At 38.1% G+C, this 17105-nt stretch carries 18 protein-coding genes, 1 tRNA gene and 1 pseudogene; 18 read left to right on the plus strand and 2 right to left on the minus strand.

Annotated elements, in window-relative coordinates; genetic code table 11:
• Positions 1-83: 83 nt before the first annotated feature.
• The 10 genes from DW738_RS08800 (at position 84) to DW738_RS08845 (ending at position 8823) form a co-directional block, all read left to right on the plus strand.
• Complete coding sequence (locus DW738_RS08800; RefSeq protein ID WP_023027661.1) at positions 84-839, plus strand: DeoR/GlpR family DNA-binding transcription regulator; 756 nt, start codon at positions 84-86, stop codon at positions 837-839.
• A gap of 222 nt (positions 840-1061) precedes the next feature.
• Positions 1062-1487: a galactose-6-phosphate isomerase subunit LacA gene (gene lacA / locus DW738_RS08805; protein WP_123160835.1), complete on the plus strand. Its 426-nt coding sequence runs from the start codon at positions 1062-1064 to the stop codon at positions 1485-1487.
• A gap of 16 nt (positions 1488-1503) precedes the next feature.
• Positions 1504-2019: a galactose-6-phosphate isomerase subunit LacB gene (lacB, locus tag DW738_RS08810; RefSeq protein WP_123160836.1), complete on the plus strand. Its 516-nt coding sequence runs from the start codon at positions 1504-1506 to the stop codon at positions 2017-2019.
• A gap of 11 nt (positions 2020-2030) precedes the next feature.
• On the plus strand, positions 2031-2960 hold the full coding sequence (locus DW738_RS08815; protein ID WP_123160837.1) for a tagatose-6-phosphate kinase: 930 nt from the start codon (positions 2031-2033) through the stop codon (positions 2958-2960).
• Between the two features lies 1 nt (position 2961).
• The gene (lacD, locus tag DW738_RS08820) at positions 2962-3942 is read left to right on the plus strand and encodes a tagatose-bisphosphate aldolase (protein WP_123160838.1); all 981 of its coding nucleotides are present in this window, start codon (positions 2962-2964) and stop codon (positions 3940-3942) included.
• A 291-nt stretch (positions 3943-4233) separates the two neighbouring features.
• Positions 4234-5067: a transcription antiterminator gene (locus tag DW738_RS08825; protein WP_123160839.1), complete on the plus strand. Its 834-nt coding sequence runs from the start codon at positions 4234-4236 to the stop codon at positions 5065-5067.
• A gap of 42 nt (positions 5068-5109) precedes the next feature.
• The gene (locus DW738_RS08830) at positions 5110-5427 is read left to right on the plus strand and encodes a PTS lactose/cellobiose transporter subunit IIA (protein WP_117745228.1); all 318 of its coding nucleotides are present in this window, start codon (positions 5110-5112) and stop codon (positions 5425-5427) included.
• Entirely contained in the window at positions 5427-7127 is a 1701-nt protein-coding gene (locus DW738_RS08835) for a lactose-specific PTS transporter subunit EIIC (RefSeq protein ID WP_023027669.1), read from the plus strand. The genes DW738_RS08830 and DW738_RS08835 overlap by 1 nt, the downstream gene beginning before the upstream one ends.
• Before the next feature lie 87 nt (positions 7128-7214).
• Complete coding sequence (lacG, locus tag DW738_RS08840) at positions 7215-8621, plus strand: 6-phospho-beta-galactosidase (protein ID WP_023027670.1); 1407 nt, start codon at positions 7215-7217, stop codon at positions 8619-8621.
• Between the two features lie 129 nt (positions 8622-8750).
• A tRNA-Thr gene (locus tag DW738_RS08845) sits at positions 8751-8823 on the plus strand.
• 339 nt (positions 8824-9162) lie between these two features.
• Here the strand turns inward: DW738_RS08845 and DW738_RS08850 are convergent.
• Positions 9163-10161, minus strand: a complete 999-nt coding sequence (locus DW738_RS08850) for a DDE-type integrase/transposase/recombinase (RefSeq protein WP_123160840.1) — start codon at positions 10159-10161, stop codon at positions 9163-9165.
• A 197-nt stretch (positions 10162-10358) separates the two neighbouring features.
• Between DW738_RS08850 and DW738_RS08855 the strand changes: the two genes are divergently transcribed.
• The 5 genes from DW738_RS08855 (at position 10359) to DW738_RS08875 (ending at position 13083) form a co-directional block, all read left to right on the plus strand.
• Positions 10359-10616 (plus strand): HicA family toxin-antitoxin system, encoded by a 258-nt coding sequence (locus tag DW738_RS08855; protein WP_123160841.1) that lies wholly within the window; start codon positions 10359-10361, stop codon positions 10614-10616.
• Entirely contained in the window at positions 10606-11184 is a 579-nt protein-coding gene (locus tag DW738_RS08860) for a toxin-antitoxin system HicB family antitoxin (RefSeq protein ID WP_123160842.1), read from the plus strand. Before DW738_RS08855 ends, DW738_RS08860 begins: the two co-directional genes overlap by 11 nt.
• A 1-nt stretch (position 11185) precedes the next feature.
• On the plus strand, positions 11186-11569 hold the full coding sequence (locus DW738_RS08865; RefSeq protein WP_123160864.1) for a hypothetical protein: 384 nt from the start codon (positions 11186-11188) through the stop codon (positions 11567-11569).
• A 129-nt stretch (positions 11570-11698) separates the two neighbouring features.
• The gene (locus tag DW738_RS08870; protein WP_023023319.1) at positions 11699-12265 is read left to right on the plus strand and encodes a helix-turn-helix domain-containing protein; all 567 of its coding nucleotides are present in this window, start codon (positions 11699-11701) and stop codon (positions 12263-12265) included.
• On the plus strand, positions 12196-13083 hold the full coding sequence (locus DW738_RS08875; protein ID WP_081697786.1) for an IS3 family transposase: 888 nt from the start codon (positions 12196-12198) through the stop codon (positions 13081-13083). The genes DW738_RS08870 and DW738_RS08875 overlap by 70 nt, the downstream gene beginning before the upstream one ends.
• 236 nt (positions 13084-13319) lie before the next feature.
• Here DW738_RS08875 and DW738_RS08880 read toward each other — a convergent pair whose 3' ends face one another.
• Entirely contained in the window at positions 13320-14405 is a 1086-nt protein-coding gene (locus DW738_RS08880; RefSeq protein ID WP_123160844.1) for a DUF6287 domain-containing protein, read from the minus strand.
• Between the two features lie 368 nt (positions 14406-14773).
• Here DW738_RS08880 and DW738_RS08890 point away from each other — a divergent pair, with 368 nt between their 5' ends.
• The 3 genes and pseudogenes from DW738_RS08890 (at position 14774) to DW738_RS08900 (ending at position 17104) form a co-directional block, all read left to right on the plus strand.
• Positions 14774-15571, plus strand: a complete 798-nt coding sequence (locus DW738_RS08890) for a hypothetical protein (protein ID WP_123160846.1) — start codon at positions 14774-14776, stop codon at positions 15569-15571.
• A 597-nt stretch (positions 15572-16168) separates the two neighbouring features.
• Positions 16169-16479: pseudogene (locus tag DW738_RS08895) on the plus strand (hypothetical protein).
• A gap of 178 nt (positions 16480-16657) precedes the next feature.
• A complete protein-coding gene (locus DW738_RS08900; protein ID WP_123160847.1) occupies positions 16658-17104 on the plus strand; it encodes a LytTR family DNA-binding domain-containing protein in 447 nt (148 codons plus the stop codon).
• Position 17105 lies beyond the last annotated feature (1 nt).

Here is a 17105-nt window from a genome sequence, read left to right on the forward strand (position 1 = left end):
AAATGTTTGTTTCAAACAAATAATGATTGCGATTCTGACAGTTTAAGGTTATAATAAACAAAAACGAAGCAAGTAGGTAGGAAATGAAGAAACAGGAAAGACTGAATGAGATTATCAATCTAGTCAATAAGGCTGGAACCGTTTACGTTCAAGATATAATGGAAAGTATGCAGGTGTCGGATATGACGGTCCGTCGTGATTTGATTGAACTGGAAAAACAGGGGCTGATTATTCGGGTTCGAAACGGAGCTAAAAGTAACCAATTCCTCCCTTCACGAGAACTTCCTCATGAAGAGAAGTTGCTCAAGAATATACTGGCTAAGCGTGAGGTAGCGAAGAAAGCTTGCGAACTGATAAAAGAAGGTGAGAGTATCTTCCTTGGACCTGGGACCTCTGTTGAAGTTCTTTCCGAAGCTATTAATAATAAGGAATTGCGCGTGGTGACCAACTGTCTGCCGATTTTCCAAGAGTTGTTAAAGAAGAAAAGTGATACCTTTAAGGTAATCCTCTTGGGAGGGGAGCTACGAGAAACCAGCCAAGCTTTTGTCGGCGAGATAACGAACACTCTCATGGAAAGAATGTACTTCCACAAGATGTTTTTTAGTGGGAATGGCATTGTGGATGGGCGCGTTCTGACCTCTTCTTTTGAAGAAGCCTATACGCAAAAGTTGGCCTTAGAACGTTCTTCCGAAGCCTACCTACTGATTGATTCCTCCAAGATTGGCAAGGAAGACTTTACCTCTATCTGTTCCTTAAAAAAAGTGACGGCAGTGATAACGGACGATGCATCTGAGAAAGCACATGAAGAATTAGAGGAATATACACGTGTGATTGTATAAATAATAAACTGAAAAGAGAGAGCGATTCTCTCTTTTTTGTTTATTACAAACAATTTAGGGCTAAAAAATAATAAAAAATAAAGAAAAATGAAAAATATAAACAAAAAATAGTTGACAATAAACAAAATTGGCGCTATACTGTGTTTGTGAATAACAAAACGAAGTCGAATGAAGAAAGAGGAGAACTTTCTTTGTTGACGGAAATGCAAAAAGGAGAAGCATATGGCAATTGTAGTTGGTGCGGATGCGGCTGGTATCCGCTTAAAAGAAGTAGTCAAAGAATTTTTGGAAGCAGAAGGTTTCCAAGTGGTGGACGTGACAGAAGAAGGGCAAGACTTTGTCGATGTGACCTTGGCTGTTGCAAAAGAAGTGAAACAAGCAGAAGACAATCTTGGGATTGTCATTGACGCATACGGAGCAGGTCCATTCATGGTCGCAACTAAAATTAAAGGAATGGTTGCAGCAGAAGTTTCAGATGAGCGTTCTGCTTACATGACTCGTGGGCACAACAATTCTCGCATGATCACCATGGGTGCTCAAATCGTGGGTGACCAATTGGCGAAAAATATTGCCAAAGGATTTGTAAATGGTAAGTATGACGGTGGTCGCCACCAAATCCGTGTGGATATGCTCAACAAGATGTGCTAAAGGGAGGAGTAAAAGAATGAAAATTGCAATTGGATGTGATCATATTGTCACAAATGAAAAAATGGCTGTTTCTGAATTTTTGAAATCAAAAGGCTATGAGGTTCTTGACTTCGGAACCTATGACCACGCGCGCACCCACTACCCAATTTTTGGGAAAAAAGTCGGAGAGGCAGTAGCTAGTGGCCAAGCAGATCTTGGAGTATGTATCTGTGGGACTGGCGTTGGCATTAACAATGCGGTTAACAAGGTCCCTGGAATCCGTTCAGCCTTGGTCCGCGATATGACAACTGCTCTTTATGCCAAAGAAGAACTCAATGCCAACGTCATTGGTTTTGGTGGGAAAGTAACTGGTGAGTTGCTCATGTGCGATATCATTGAAGCTTTCATCCACGCGGAATACAAACCAAGTGAAGAAAACAAGAAATTGATTGCCAAGATTCAACATTTGGAAACCCACAACGACCATCAAGAAGATGAGGACTTCTTCACAGAATTCCTTGAAAAATGGGACCGTGGGGAATACCACGACTAAGAGGTGAGTCTATGATACTAACGGTAACCATGAACCCTTCAATCGACATTTCCTATCCATTAGAAACCTTACACTTGGATACGGTCAATCGAGTTGACAAGGTAAGCAAAACCGCAGGTGGTAAGGGACTCAATGTCACACGGGTCCTAGCAGAGATTGGAGATCCTGTCTCAGCAACTGGTCTGATTGGTGGTTCAACAGGCCAATTTATCTTGGACCATCTGGATCAGGAAATCGGCAAAGAATTCTTTAAAATTCAAGGGGAGACCCGGAATTGTATTGCGATCCTTCACGAAGGACAACAAACTGAAATCCTGGAAAAAGGTCCGTCTGTTTCTGAAGAAGAAGGGCAAGCCTTTCTTGATCACTATGAAGCCTTGCTTCCAGATGTAGAAGTCGTTGCTATCTCAGGAAGTTTACCAGCTGGATTACCAGTTGATTATTATGTGAAATTAGTCGAGCGTGCTAAGAAGGCAGGAAAACCAGTTGTTCTTGATTGTTCAGGTGTTTCCTTAGAAAAAGCTCTAGCAGCCCCTATTAAACCAACGGTTATCAAGCCAAATAATGAAGAATTGTCCCAATTACTGGGCTATGAGGTGACCAAGGATTTTGATCAATTAAAAGAAGTTCTTCAAACTGACTTATTTGAAGGCATTGACTGGATCATCGTCTCCCTAGGAGCTGACGGTGCCTTTGCCAAACACGGAGATGTCTTCTATAAAGTGGACATTCCAAAAATTGAAGTCGTCAACCCAGTGGGGTCTGGTGATTCAACGGTTGCTGGGATTGCCTCAGCTCTCTATCATCAGGAAGATGACCAAGCGCTTTTAACCAAAGCCAATGTCCTTGGCATGTTGAATGCTCAAGAAGCAACGACAGGCCATATCAATATTCATCACTATGATGATTTGTATCAACAGATAAATGTAAAAGAGGTATAAGATGGTATTAACAGAACAAAAACGTAACTATTTAGAAAAATTGAGCACCAAAGAGGGTGTGATCTCTGCCTTGGCTTTTGACCAACGCGGTGCTTTGAAACGTCTCATGGCCCAATACCAAGACACAGAACCAACAGTGGCTCAAATGGAAGAGTTGAAGGTCCTAGTGGCTGAAGAATTAACACCATTCGCATCTTCTATGCTCTTGGACCCTGAGTATGGACTTCCAGCGACCAAGGTTTTGGATGCAGAAGCAGGGCTCTTGTTGGCTTATGAAAAAACAGGCTACGACACTTCTAGCACCAAGCGTCTGCCAGACTGCCTCAACCTTTGGTCAGCTAAACGCATCAAAGAACAAGGTGCAGATGCAGTGAAATTCTTGCTCTACTATGATGTGGATAGTGCAGACGAACTCAATCAAGAAAAACAAGCCTACATCGAACGCATCGGTTCAGAATGTGCGGCAGAAGAAATTCCATTCTTCCTTGAAATCTTGGCTTACGATGAAACAATCGCTGATGCAGGTTCTGTAGAATATGCTAAAGTAAAACCTCGCAAAGTCATCGAAGCGATGAAAGTCTTCTCAGACCCACGCTTCAACATCGATGTCTTGAAAGTAGAAGTGCCAGTCAATGTCAAATATGTAGAAGGATTTGGCGATGGAGAAATTGTGCATAGTCGTGAGGAAGCTGCGGCCTTCTTTAAAGAACAAGAAGAAGCAACCAACCTTCCATACATCTACTTGAGTGCAGGTGTTTCTGCTAAACTCTTCCAAGAAACCCTAGTCTTTGCGCATGAAGCAGGCGCAAACTTCAACGGGGTTCTTTGCGGACGTGCAACTTGGGCTGGATCTGTAGAAGCCTACATCAAGAATGGGGAAGAGGCGGCTCGTGAATGGTTGCGTACCGAAGGTCGTCGCAACATTGAAGAACTCAACCAAGTCTTGGACCAAGTCGCAACTTCTTGGAAAGAGCGTATTTAAAAGTGTAGACCACTCCTTTAACGATGGGCGTTCAAATTTCCTTGAAGAGCCCAGAGAAGACAGCTATAAACAGCTATTTGTTAGGAAAAAACAAAAAAGTTAAAAAGTTGTTAAGAAAGGGTTTACAAAAACAAAAGCGTGTGCTATACTTAGTCCATAAGTGAATACAAGGTGAGTGTTAGTAAGTTAGATTACGCATGATCACAGATGAATCGGGGAGAACCCTCTCTGATCTCATTTGTGGTCATTTTTTATACCCTAAACCTTAAATAAACTAGCAAGGAGAGTACCATGTATCGGATTTTAAATCCACTCAATCACAATGTTGCTCTGGTGAGAAATGACAAAGGGGAAGAACTGATTGTCATTGGAAAAGGAATTGTTTTTGGGAAAAAGAAGGGCGACCTAGTCCCTAAAGAAAAGGTAGAAAAGCTCTTTCGGATGAAAACAGAGGAATCCCGAGAGAACTTTATGACCCTGCTAAAAGATGTTCCGTTAGATTTCATCACAGTGACCTACGAGATGATTGATTACTTGACCAAAAAGTATCACTATCCCGTTCAAGAATATATCTATGTGACCTTGACCGACCACATGTTTTGCTCTTATCAAGCAATGACCCAAGGCAGGTATAAGGAAAGTAATCTTTTGGATATCTCGGAGAACTATCCAGTGGCTTTTGAGATTGCCAAAGAGGCAGTAGATATCTATCGGGAGAAGCTCACAACTAGCTTCCCTGAAGATGAGGTCACTCGCATCGCCTATCATTTCATCAACGCAGAAGGTGAAAATGGAGTGGAAATCGTGGATTCCATGGACCAGCGCAAAGAAATCTTAAAAGGTGTGGAAGAGGTTTTGGATAGTTACTCAATCAAACGAACCGAGACCAACAATAACTTTTATGATCGCTTCATGATTCATCTCAACTACTTCTTGGATTACCTGGATCGCAATCGAGACGATAATCAATCACTTCTAGATATGGAGGAGCACATCAAAAGCTCCTATCCCAAAGCCTTTGAGATTGGTTCCAAGATTTATGATGTGATTTCTAGGGAGACTGGAGTTGACTTGTACAAGAGCGAACGGGTCTATCTTGTCTTACACATTCAACGATTATTGTAACAACTTTTAAAAATTAAGAAATTCAAATTGGAGGAATTGGTCATGACCAAAGAAGAAATGACACTATTAGGTTTTGAGATCGTTGCCTATGCAGGGGATGCTCGTTCTAAACTTTTGGAGGCCCTCAAGGCAGCTGAGAAGGGTGACTTCGCTCAAGCGGAAAGCTTGGTAGAAGAAGCAGGAAGCTGCATCGCAGAGGCTCACAAGTCTCAAACAACTATGCTAGCGCAAGAAGCAGCCGGAGAAGACCTCCCTTACAGCATTACCATGATGCATGGGCAGGACCACTTAATGACAACGATCCTATTAAAAGATGTGATTCATCATCTCATTGAACTATACAAAAGAGGAGTAAAATAATGCATAAATTAATTGAATTTATTGAAAAAAAGAAACCTTTCTTTGAAAAATTATCGCGGAATATTTATCTCCGCGCCATCCGTGATGGCTTTATTGCGGGAATGCCAGTCATTCTCTTTTCAAGTATCTTTATCTTGATTGCCTTCGTACCAAACTCATGGGGCTTCCAATGGTCTGATGATGTAGTGGGCTTCTTGATGAAACCTTACAGCTATTCCATGGGGATCCTTGCTCTATTGGTAGCAGGAACAACAGCCAAGTCCTTAACAGACTCTGTCAATCGTAATATGGAAAAAACCAATCAAATCAACTATATGTCAACACTTTTGGCAGCAATCGTTGGTTTGTTGATGCTGGCTGCTGACCCAATTGAAGGTGGTATTTCTACAGGTTTCCTTGGAACAAAAGGTTTGCTTTCTGCTTTCCTTGCGGCCTTTGTTACTGTTAATATTTACAAGGTCTGTGTGAAAAACAATGTTACCATCCGCATGCCGGACGAAGTTCCACCGAATATCTCTCAAGTTTTTAAAGATGTGATTCCATTCACACTCTCAGTTGTTTCTCTTTATGCTCTTGATTTGATTGTTCGTCATATTGACGGGGCAAGTGTGGCCGAATCGATTGGTAAACTCTTCGCTCCTCTCTTCTCTGCAGCAGATGGCTATGTAGGAATTACCATTATCTTTGGGGCCTTTGCTTTCTTCTGGTTTGTTGGGATTCACGGACCATCTATTGTTGAACCTGCTATTGCAGCGATTACTTACGCAAATGCCGAAGTTAACTTGAATTTGCTAAAAGAAGGGATGCATGCGGATAAGATTCTCACTTCTGGTACGCAAATGTTTATCGTTACCATGGGTGGAACAGGTGCGACCCTAGTAGTTCCATTTATGTTTATGTGGCTATGTAAATCGAAACGAAATCGTGCTATTGGACGTGCATCAGTCGTTCCTACTTTCTTCGGTGTAAACGAGCCAATCTTGTTCGGTGCACCACTTGTATTGAACCCAATCTTCTTTATTCCATTTATCTTTGCGCCAATCGCTAACGTTTGGATCTTTAAGTTCTTTATTGAAACGCTTGGGATGAACTCATTCACGACCAACCTTCCATGGACTACTCCAGCACCACTTGGCCAAATCTTGGGTACGAACTTCCAAGTCTTGTCCTTTATCTTGGCGGCCCTCCTGATTGTTGTAGACGTTGCTATTTACTATCCATTCCTCAAGGTTTATGATGAGCAGATTCTTGAAGAAGAACGCTCTGGTAAAGCAAACGATGAATTAAAAGAAAAAGTAGCTGCAAACTTCAATACTGCCAAAGCAGACGCTATTCTTGAAAAAGCAGGTGTTGAAGATGCACCAGCTGAAAATACGATTACAGAAGAAACAAACGTCTTGGTTCTCTGTGCAGGTGGAGGAACCAGTGGCCTCCTTGCCAATGCCTTGAATAAGGCTGCAGCTGAATATAAGGTTCCTGTCAAAGCGGCAGCAGGTGGTTACGGTGCCCACCGTGAAATGTTGCCAGAGTTTGATCTAGTCATCTTAGCTCCTCAGGTTGCTTCAAACTTCGAAGATATGAAGGCAGAAACAGACAAGTTGGGCATCAAACTGGCTAAGACAGAAGGTGCTCAGTACATTAAACTAACACGTGATGGACAAGGTGCTCTCGCCTTTGTTCAAGCTCAATTTGAAGAATAAGAACTAAGAAGTGAGATGGAGATGGATGGCTCACTAGCTCCTCTCCTCTCACTTTTCATTTGATTCAATCAAGAAATAGGTGAAATAATGACAAAAACACTTCCTAAAGATTTTATTTTTGGTGGGGCAACGGCTGCCTATCAAGCAGAAGGTGCTACTCATACTGATGGAAAAGGTCCAGTTGCTTGGGACAAATACTTAGCTGATAACTATTGGTATACAGCAGAACCAGCAAGTGATTTCTACCACAAATATCCAGTAGATCTTCAATTGGCTGAAGAATACGGTGTCAATGGCATCCGGATTTCCATCGCTTGGTCGCGGATCTTCCCAACTGGCTACGGGGAAGTCAATCCTAAAGGGGTTGAATTCTACCACAATCTATTTGCGGAATGCCACAAACGCCATGTGGAGCCTTTTGTAACCCTCCATCACTTTGATACACCAGAAGCTCTTCATTCAAATGGAGATTTCTTGAATCGTGAAAACATCCAACACTTTGTAGATTATGCTGCCTTCTGTTTTGAAGAATTCCCAGAAGTTAACTATTGGACAACCTTCAATGAAATTGGTCCCATCGGTGATGGTCAGTACCTGGTAGGTAAATTCCCGCCAGGAATCCAGTATGATCTTGCCAAAGTTTTCCAATCACACCATAATATGATGATTTCGCACGCCCGTGCTGTGAAATTGTACAAAGACAAAGGTTATGCGGGTGAAATTGGTGTCGTACATGCTCTTCCAACTAAGTATCCTTTGGATCCGAAAAATCCAGCAGATGTTCGTGCGGCTGAGTTGGAAGATATCATCCACAACAAATTTATCTTGGATGCTACTTACCTTGGACACTACTCAGATGCAACCATGGAAGGGGTAAACCACATCTTATCAGTAAATGGTGGTAGCTTGGATCTTCGTGACGAAGACTTTGTAGCGCTTGAAGCAGCTAAAGATTTGAACGACTTCCTTGGAATTAACTACTACATGAGTGATTGGATGGAAGCATTTGATGGTGAAACTGAAATCATCCACAACGGTAAAGGGGAAAAAGGAAGCTCTAAGTACCAAATTAAAGGTGTTGGTCGTCGTGTAGCTCCTGACTATGTACCTCGCACTGACTGGGACTGGATCATTTATCCTCAAGGGCTATATGATCAGATCATGCGTGTGAAGGCGGATTATCCAAATTATAAGAAAATCTACATCACTGAAAACGGACTGGGCTACAAAGATGAGTTTGTGGACAATACAGTTTATGACGATGGACGGATTGATTATGTGAAACAACACTTGGAAGTTCTGTCCGATGCGATTGCGGATGGGGCAAACGTCAAAGGCTACTTCATTTGGTCACTCATGGACGTCTTCTCTTGGTCAAATGGTTACGAAAAACGCTATGGTCTCTTTTATGTGGACTTTGAAACCCAAGAACGTTATCCAAAGAAATCAGCTCACTGGTACAAGAAAGTAGCAGGAAGCCAAGTGATTGAATAAAGAAATAAACATGTGAGAAGGCTTATCCGTGAGGATAAGCCTTTTTTATTGAGCAAGAGGAGATGAAGCCTATGTCTTCTAGTCCCCATTGACACACTCTTTTAAAGTGCTATAATATACCTTGTAAAAGCCGAATTAGCTCAGTTGGTAGAGCAACGCACTCGTAACGCGTAGGTCACAGGTTCGATCCCTGCATTCGGCATCAAATGACATCAAAAAAAGCCCGTTGCAACGGGATTTTTTGATATTGAATTTCTGTTTGTACCAAAAATTATAAAAGTTTTTGAATGTTATCAAGTTCATCATTTATTTTATCTTGTAATGTACAATCGTAGTCTTAGCTATTGCAGATGACTTTTATAGAGAGTGCCTCAGTGTATTAAGGAACCTAAAAATAGTTGACAAACTAAAAGAAAACGCTTCAATACCACTATGTTGCGACTTCTATTTTTGGCAACCTAGAATTGCCCAGAAGAAGGAAAGGCCATGAAAATGGATAACAAAACAACACTTGCCATCTTAACTGTAAAAGATATTGTACTCAAGAAAATTGAGTGCAATAATCAAAGGCTGGAAGGCTAGAGTCTGGGACAAAACAATTTCTCAGACTCTTTCTAATATCGATAGGAGATTTCCATCCTAAAGTTTGCATAGGGAGTTGATTGGAGCGATAAAGATAGGTTTTCATCTGCTTGATGAGATCGTCATAAGAGTAGAAAGTAAGGTGTTGGTAGAAACGTCGATTGTCATTTCGATGACTGCGTTCAACCTTGCCGTTATGCCTTGGTGTTCGAGGACGAATCAGCTTGTGTTCAATGCCAAGCTCTTGACAAAGTAGATCGAGTGGGTGAACTTGTTTAGTCTCTTTGAAATGAGTGAACTCGAAGCCGTTATCTGTTTGAATGATTTTTGGTTTATAGCCAAAGTGTTTGATAGCCATTTTGAGAAAATGAACCGTTGAGTGGGACGATTGCTCTTTGAAAGGGAAGATAAAACGTTCTCGGCTGGCCTCATCAATGACAGTATACTGGTAGAACTTGTCAGGTAGCTTACCTGTGTAGCAGTGAGTCGGTACGTATTTGACATCCATCTTCCACTTGATACCGAGTTTAGTCGGAGTGTCATATGGTTTCGGTACATAAGGCTTCTGCTTTGTTTTAGGGGATTTGAAGAAGTCCAGTTTTCTCAAGATTCGAAAGAGTGAGCAAGGATGCCTATCATATCCCTTATTGGTTTTGAGCTTGTAGAAGATTTCGATGAGGGTTGCCTTTGGATTTCTTTTGATGCAGTTTTTAATCCAGGTTAGCTCTTGCTTGGTATGAGCTTTTGGATGCGGTGTTAGAGGGCGATGAGAGCGGTCTTTCAGAGATTCTTTTATGCCGTCGAATCGCTTGTTCCAGCGCATGAGAGAGGCATTTAAGACCTTGTAGCGTCGACAGATGAAGGCGACAGAGGCACCATTTCGGTAGGTTTTAACAGCGTGGTAGCGTGTTTCTAGAGTATGTGATAGATAGCGAAGATTTTGTGATATACTAGTCATGAGAAGATTCCTTTTTTGGTGAGTGGTGGTACTCTTATCATATCAGGGAATCTTCTTTTTGACTTCTAGAAGTCTCACATCTATTGTAACGCTACAAGTTATTTTATTAAAATTAAGAGAAATTCTTGAATATAACGAATTTTTGGGATATAATTATTATGACACCATATATAGTGTCACTTTAGGTGAGGTATGTCATGGGCAAAGAAAAAGAGTTGCAAAAAATAAAAAATGACCCCAAATCTGTTACCCCTGAACGTTTAGAAACTCTGTGCAAAAAGTATGGTTTTATGTGGAGAGAAGGAAGCAATCATTCAATAACGACTCATCCTTTGTTACAGGAGAGTTTTCCAATACCGCGACATAAGCCTATTAAACTAGTTTATGTTAAGCAGATTATAAAGATGATTGAGAAAGTGATAGAATTAGAGGAGGGTTTAAGTAATGAGGGATAAAGAATATTATCTTGGACTAAATTATCCTATTTTGATTAACAAAATATATGAAGATGGTGAGTGGTTATTTACTGCTTCTATTAAAGAATTACCTGGATTAATTGTTTATGGCGAAACTTTGGAAGAAGTTTATGAAGAAATTGAATTAGCTAAAGCTGATTGGATTGAGGCTAATCTTGAGTGGGGCAGAGAAATTAAAGAACCTCTTGGAAATTCTTTAGAGGAATATAGTGGGAAGATAACCCTAAGAATAGCCAAAACATTACACAGGAATTTAAAAGAACGTTCTGAAATCGAAGGTATTAGTTTAAATCAAACTATAGTGCAATTGATTAATGATGGAATATATAAGCAGAGTCAAAATTCTTTTGAACAATTAGCTAGCAAATTTGAAATCATGACTAAGCAATTTAGCAGAACCATTGAAGAAAAGGTCTCTTCACCAGTACAACATATTCATTACATTGTGAAAAATGAGTCCGAAACTAGGTTGCCATATAAAGAACAGAACATTCCTAATAGAAGGAATGCAAAAGGTAATGTTATTTCATTATCAGTTGGAGGCTAAAATGAAATCAACAAATATAGAAATAAGAAAAATTACATTTAATAAATTTGAATTTTCCGTACATCAAGATGAGGTAACGAAGGAGGATGGGAAAGCTACTATTAGCGTGAATCTTCCTGATAGAGAAGAGGGGCAAAATAATCAGATTATTATAATGAATATGGAAATTACCTACCCAGACAGTAGGTATAATATTTGTGCTGAGATTAAAGCCGTATATTCAGTTTTAATCACTGATTTACCAGAAGATCTCTCTACAGATGTTGAATTTCAACAAGCATTAATTCATCCAATGATAGAGAAACTTAGACTTTATACTGGTTTCTTTTCAGAGGGTGCTTACGGAGCTATTCAAATTCCAAACATACATTTCAATAATGATTAATTATTTATTTATTTTTAACTGAAGTATCTTAATCAGTTAAAATTCAATTATTTTGCTAAAATTAAAAAAAGCCTTTGAAATGCTGATATGTACCCTCTTTACTGGACACCCAGTAAGGAGGGTATTTTCATGCGTTACAGTCATGAGTATAAGTTAGAGTGTATTGAGCTATATAGAAAAGGAATATGGCCTGAAACACCAGAAGGAATAAAAACATCAAACTTTCATCTAATGGTTCGATACTGGGCTCGTATCGAAGAAGAAAATGGACCAGATGCATTAAAGCACTTAGGTAATAACAAAGTGTGGACCCCTGAAGCGAAATATGAATTAGTTGCTAAAGTATTAGCAGGACAATCCAACAAGTCAGTTGCTGTTTCTGCAGGTATAAATAATGGAATGCTATATACCTGGGTTCGCAAATACAAAGAATTAGGTTACAATGGTCTTGTGAATAAAAAGAAAGGTCGCAAGAGTAAGAACCCTGTTATGAAAAAGAAAACGATTAAGCCCAAACCTTTAACTGAATCAGAACGTGAAGAGTTAATCAGACTAAGAGAAGAAATTGCGGCAATGAAAGCGGAGATTGAAGTAGTAAAAAAAAGGATCGCCTTGAGGCAAGAAAGATGGGCTGCGCAACTCAAGGCGAAAAAGCAGCAATCATCAAAGCGCTCAGAGAAGAAGGATACCAATTAAAGCACCTACTAAAAGGTTTAAATATGCCTAAATCAACTTACTACTACGAAATCAGTAAAGTTGATACTGTAGACTTTAGAAATATTAAGCTCACTGAAGAAATCAAGAAAATATTTAGCCAGCATAAAGGTAGATATGGTGTGAGAAGAGTGTATAGAGAGCTCTTAAGACGTGGAAATTCTGTCAATCATAAAAGAGTACAACGTATCATGCATTCACTTGGATTGCAAGGCAAAAGACCTAAAGAAAAGTATCACTCATTCAAGGGTGAAGTAGGTAAAGTAGCACCAAACATAATAGATAGAGACTTTACAGCAACAGCACCACTTCAGAAGTGGACAACTGATGTATCTCAGTTTAACTTTTCATGGGGAAAGTGTTACCTTTCTCCGATAATTGATATGTACACAAATGAAGTTATTTCATATGACTTGTCGATGAGTCCAAACCTAAATCAAATCAAGAGAATGCTAGAGATGGCGTTTAAAAAGTTCAAATCACTTACAGGATTAATATTTCATTCAGATCAAGGATGGCAATATCAACACAACTACTATCGTCAGGAACTAAAAAACAGGGGAATTATCCAATCAATGTCTAGACGTGGCAATTGTATAGATAATTGCATTATGGAAACATTCTTTGGACGTCTAAAGAATGAAATGTACTACAGCTACGAGAAAGAATATGAATCATTTGAGAGCTTTTCAAAAGCACTAGATGAATACATAAGTTATTACAACAATGAAAGAATACAAGGAAAAACAAAATGGATGCCACCTGTAATGTACAGGATAGCATCCATGTGTTCCACTTAGTTCATAACATGTGTCCAGGATTCTGGGTACATATCATGCTGATTTCATAGGCTTTTACTATATCTAATTATTTAACTTCTGTAAAAATAGAATCTCAGAATACTATAATCTAAATTTTCAAATGTTTACAATTACTACTTATTCATCAGTGACATATTAGTTAGAGAAAAAGGTAGAATTTGAAAAAATAAGTAAGTTCAAGAAAAGCAACCAAGATTTAGAAAGTTATTGATTTCTTAGTCTATTTTGTAAAAAACTTCATCTGGATTTGTTGGTGGCACATGGCCTGCAATGAGTCTGTCCTTGCTTAAATCAGAATCAACCCATGTCATAGCAACACCAGACGGATAGATACTCATACTATATCCTGTATTACCTGCACTGATATTAAAGCCAATAATTCCACCATTTTTTACTTCCACTTTTGAAATCGTACCACTATGTACTAGACCATTTTTATCGAATACAAACTCCATTCCTTGGCCATTTTTCCATGTACCGGCTATACTGGAATAGTCTCTATTTATGATAGCTTGAGTATCAATTACTTGCGATTCAGAATATACTTCTTTCTTTTCCGTCACATTTTGTGTAGACAGAACAGCATCTGTAACAACCCAATATTGAAACTTCTCCGAGTCTTCTATAATTTTTACAATAAAGGTAACAATTTGTCCTTCTTTCCATCCATAAGTTAGATTTTTATTAATTTGAATTTCTATACCAGCAATTGCAGCATTGCTAGCTTTAACTTTTATATTGTAGTAACTATTTAAAGAACTGAAATGACCATAATAATCTCCCCAATCTTCCTGACGAAACAGTTCCGCTGTAAATCGATAGAGTTGCCCAGTTTTTAATGTTCCATTATTCTCCATATCTCTAAGTTCTTCAGCTGTAGTATCAATAATATTAATCTCAGAAGACTTTGATGATGAACTAGTTGTTGAAGAAGAGCTAGCCTTTGAAATACTGCTAGTTTTTGAAGTACTACTAGTCGAAGAAACTTGCTCTGAAATATCAGTATTTGCTGCCTTTATATCTTGCTTTTGATGATTGAGTAGGAAAAGAGTAGCAAATACAACCAAGGCAGGTATAATGCTCACTAACATAAATAAAATCCAGTTCGGAACCGCCACTCCTGAACGTCTAACTATTACACTTTCATTATGATTATAAACCTCTACAGAGTCATTTAATTTAGGTTTAAAAGTCAATTCATGAATAGGCACAATAATAACTTGTCCTTCTTCAGAACTTCCAGTTTTAAAACCTATATAGACATTTTCTTCACTTATTTTAATTATTTTCCCTAATTGCATTTTTAACTCCCTGATACTTTTTTCCCAACACTCTTTCCTCTAATTATATCATACTGATTTCGATAATCTGTTCCCTTTCCCAAAACTATTTATGAATTTACTAAATTAAATAGATCACGCTAAACTAAACAAAAATAATAATGTCTTTTATACATTCATAGAATTTTTATGGTATCCATAAAAATCTCAATTCCCAAATACTATATTGAAAATTTTAGAAAATACAGTGCACTTTATAAATTTGGACAAAAAAATTTTAATAAAAAGAAATATTCATTAGTTAAAATTAGTGATATAATTAAGAAACTAAAAACATTAGATATAAAAGAGATTACATTGTTTAAGGGAAGGAATAAATAATAACTATTATGGAATCTGTCAATAAAAAAATTTTTTGGTATTTTTTTGGTTTTATTTGTATATTCTACTTGTTAGGTTCTATGTTTCCTAATGTAGATTATAATAAAGATACAAATAAACAAAATGATAGATATACTGAAGATATACAACGTGTCACTAAGCTAGTTGAATCACTGGAAAATAACACAACTGATGATAAACTAAACTTAACACTAGAAGATATTTTGAAACTTGTTTCTGACGATAGCGAACTATCAACTGTTAAGAAAGAAATAGAAAAACTGAAAGATAAATATGAATATGATTATGAATACGCATATGATGACACAATTAGCGATTTATCAGATCGAGTAGATGCAGTAGAATTAAAACTTAATAATCAGATAGAAGACACTAAACAAAACATTAAGGATAGGGAAGAACGAGAAGCTCTTGAAAAATCTCAAGAAAAAGAGAAAAATTATCAAGAAGAAACTAAAAAAGTGGATTTAGAAGCCTATTATAATGCTATTCAAAATGCAATAAATCAAGTAAATACAGAAGTCGGTTATAATTCACTCGAAATGGAAAAAACTTATGAGACTCCTGGCATTAGAATCACTCTCTCTGAAGATAACGCTTCATATTCTAACAATGAGCTTAGAGCAATCATCAATGCTTTAAATAAATCTCTATATAACATTGCTAAATCCTACGGAATCAATAGTCCTAGATTCTATTATACTTTAAGTGGTGAAGAAGTTGCTGTTAACCGTTATATAATGGCTCCAGATGAAGTTAAATTTTCCGGAGTATTAAAGCAGTAGATTGATAACGATACATATTATTATGTATTACTGGGAACAAATTTAATTTTAATAAAATTGTTAATAGTACATTTTTCTGACACATTTAAATCCCTCCTTTCAGAAGATGATATGATTTAAAATTGACGATTATTTGTACCAAATTGTATTTCAAATCACTTTTATTCAAAGAATATTTTTAATAAGAATCCCTCTATTTCAAGTATCTATTACTATTTTCTTCTATATAAAAATGAGGATTTATTTGCAACCAGCATCAAAATACGCAAGAAAAAGCCTATTGTGACGGGCTTTTTTTTTTGATGTTGAATCACTTTTTGTACCAAAATTTGTACCAAATTATTATAAAAGTTTTCGGATGCTTTCAAATTCATCGTTAATCTTCTCGATCGACAGGTACTTTAATTGTTTAATGAAAGAGAGGAACCATAACCTAAATATGGATACTTCATCTGGCTCATCAATGTTCATGTGACCAGATAGTCCGATAATTTGACCACTTATCCAAATTTCCTTGTCACTCTTGCCTCTGTTTGCTATAGTAGGATTATCAAAAGAAGCCAGTCTTCTGATAACATTACAAAAAGAGGTAGTATCATGAAAAAATTAATTGGTTTTGGATTTATCCTTGCAGCTCTCGCCGTCATCACCTTTAGTATCATTGGTTACCCGAAAATAGATGCCAATCTTTGGCCCTTGCTTCCAGTTGTCTTGTTTGCTTTCTTTACGCTTGAAAATGCACTCAAGAAAGACTACAAGTCCAGTTTGATTTGTGCAGTGATTGGCTTTATCTTGCCAATGCCATCTATGATCTTCTTCCGATTTCAAATGGGGTCGTGATTACTGCTGGGGTTTTGGCTTGTCTTGGTTTAGGTTTTCTTTTTCCAGATGCACCAAAAGAAAAATAATGCTTCCGCTTTTATTCGCTCTAAGGGGCTTGGCATGAAGAGATTTCTTCAGACCAAGTCCTTTTTAGCTGTCTGAAAGAACCACTTAGGGGCTGAAAATAACCACTTACTGAAAAGGACTTGTAAGATTTTGAACAGCTGTTATAATGTTACTAACAAAGGTTAAGAAAGGAGTCATATGAAAGTTCGCATCGAATTAGATCCTCAGATGGATGAGCCAGAAATGATCATTCGGGCTCCTCGATTGACGGAGGATGTCGCCCGCTTGCAACAGTTGATCTTGGAGCAAAAAATGACACCACTGACCTTTTACAAGGATCGCAGCGAATACTTTGTAGATGTGTCAAAAATTCTCTTCTTTGAGACAGATGGTGAAAAGATCTATGGTCATACCAGAGAAGAGGCCTATGAGGTTCGTCAAAAACTCTATGAGTTGGAAGAGATCTTGCCGATTGCTTTCTGTCGTATCTCCAAGTCGACCATTGTCAATACTAAGCAGATTTATTCCATCGAAAAATCTTTTTCGGGAACCAGTACAGTGAATTTTTATCAAACCCATAAACAAGTACACGTGTCCCGACACTATTATCAACTCTTAAAAGAACGGTTAAAGGAAATGAGGTAAC

Origin of the sequence: Streptococcus sp. AM28-20 (genome assembly GCF_003603595.1) — a bacterium.
Taxonomy (GTDB): Bacteria; Bacillota; Bacilli; order Lactobacillales; family Streptococcaceae; genus Streptococcus; species Streptococcus ilei.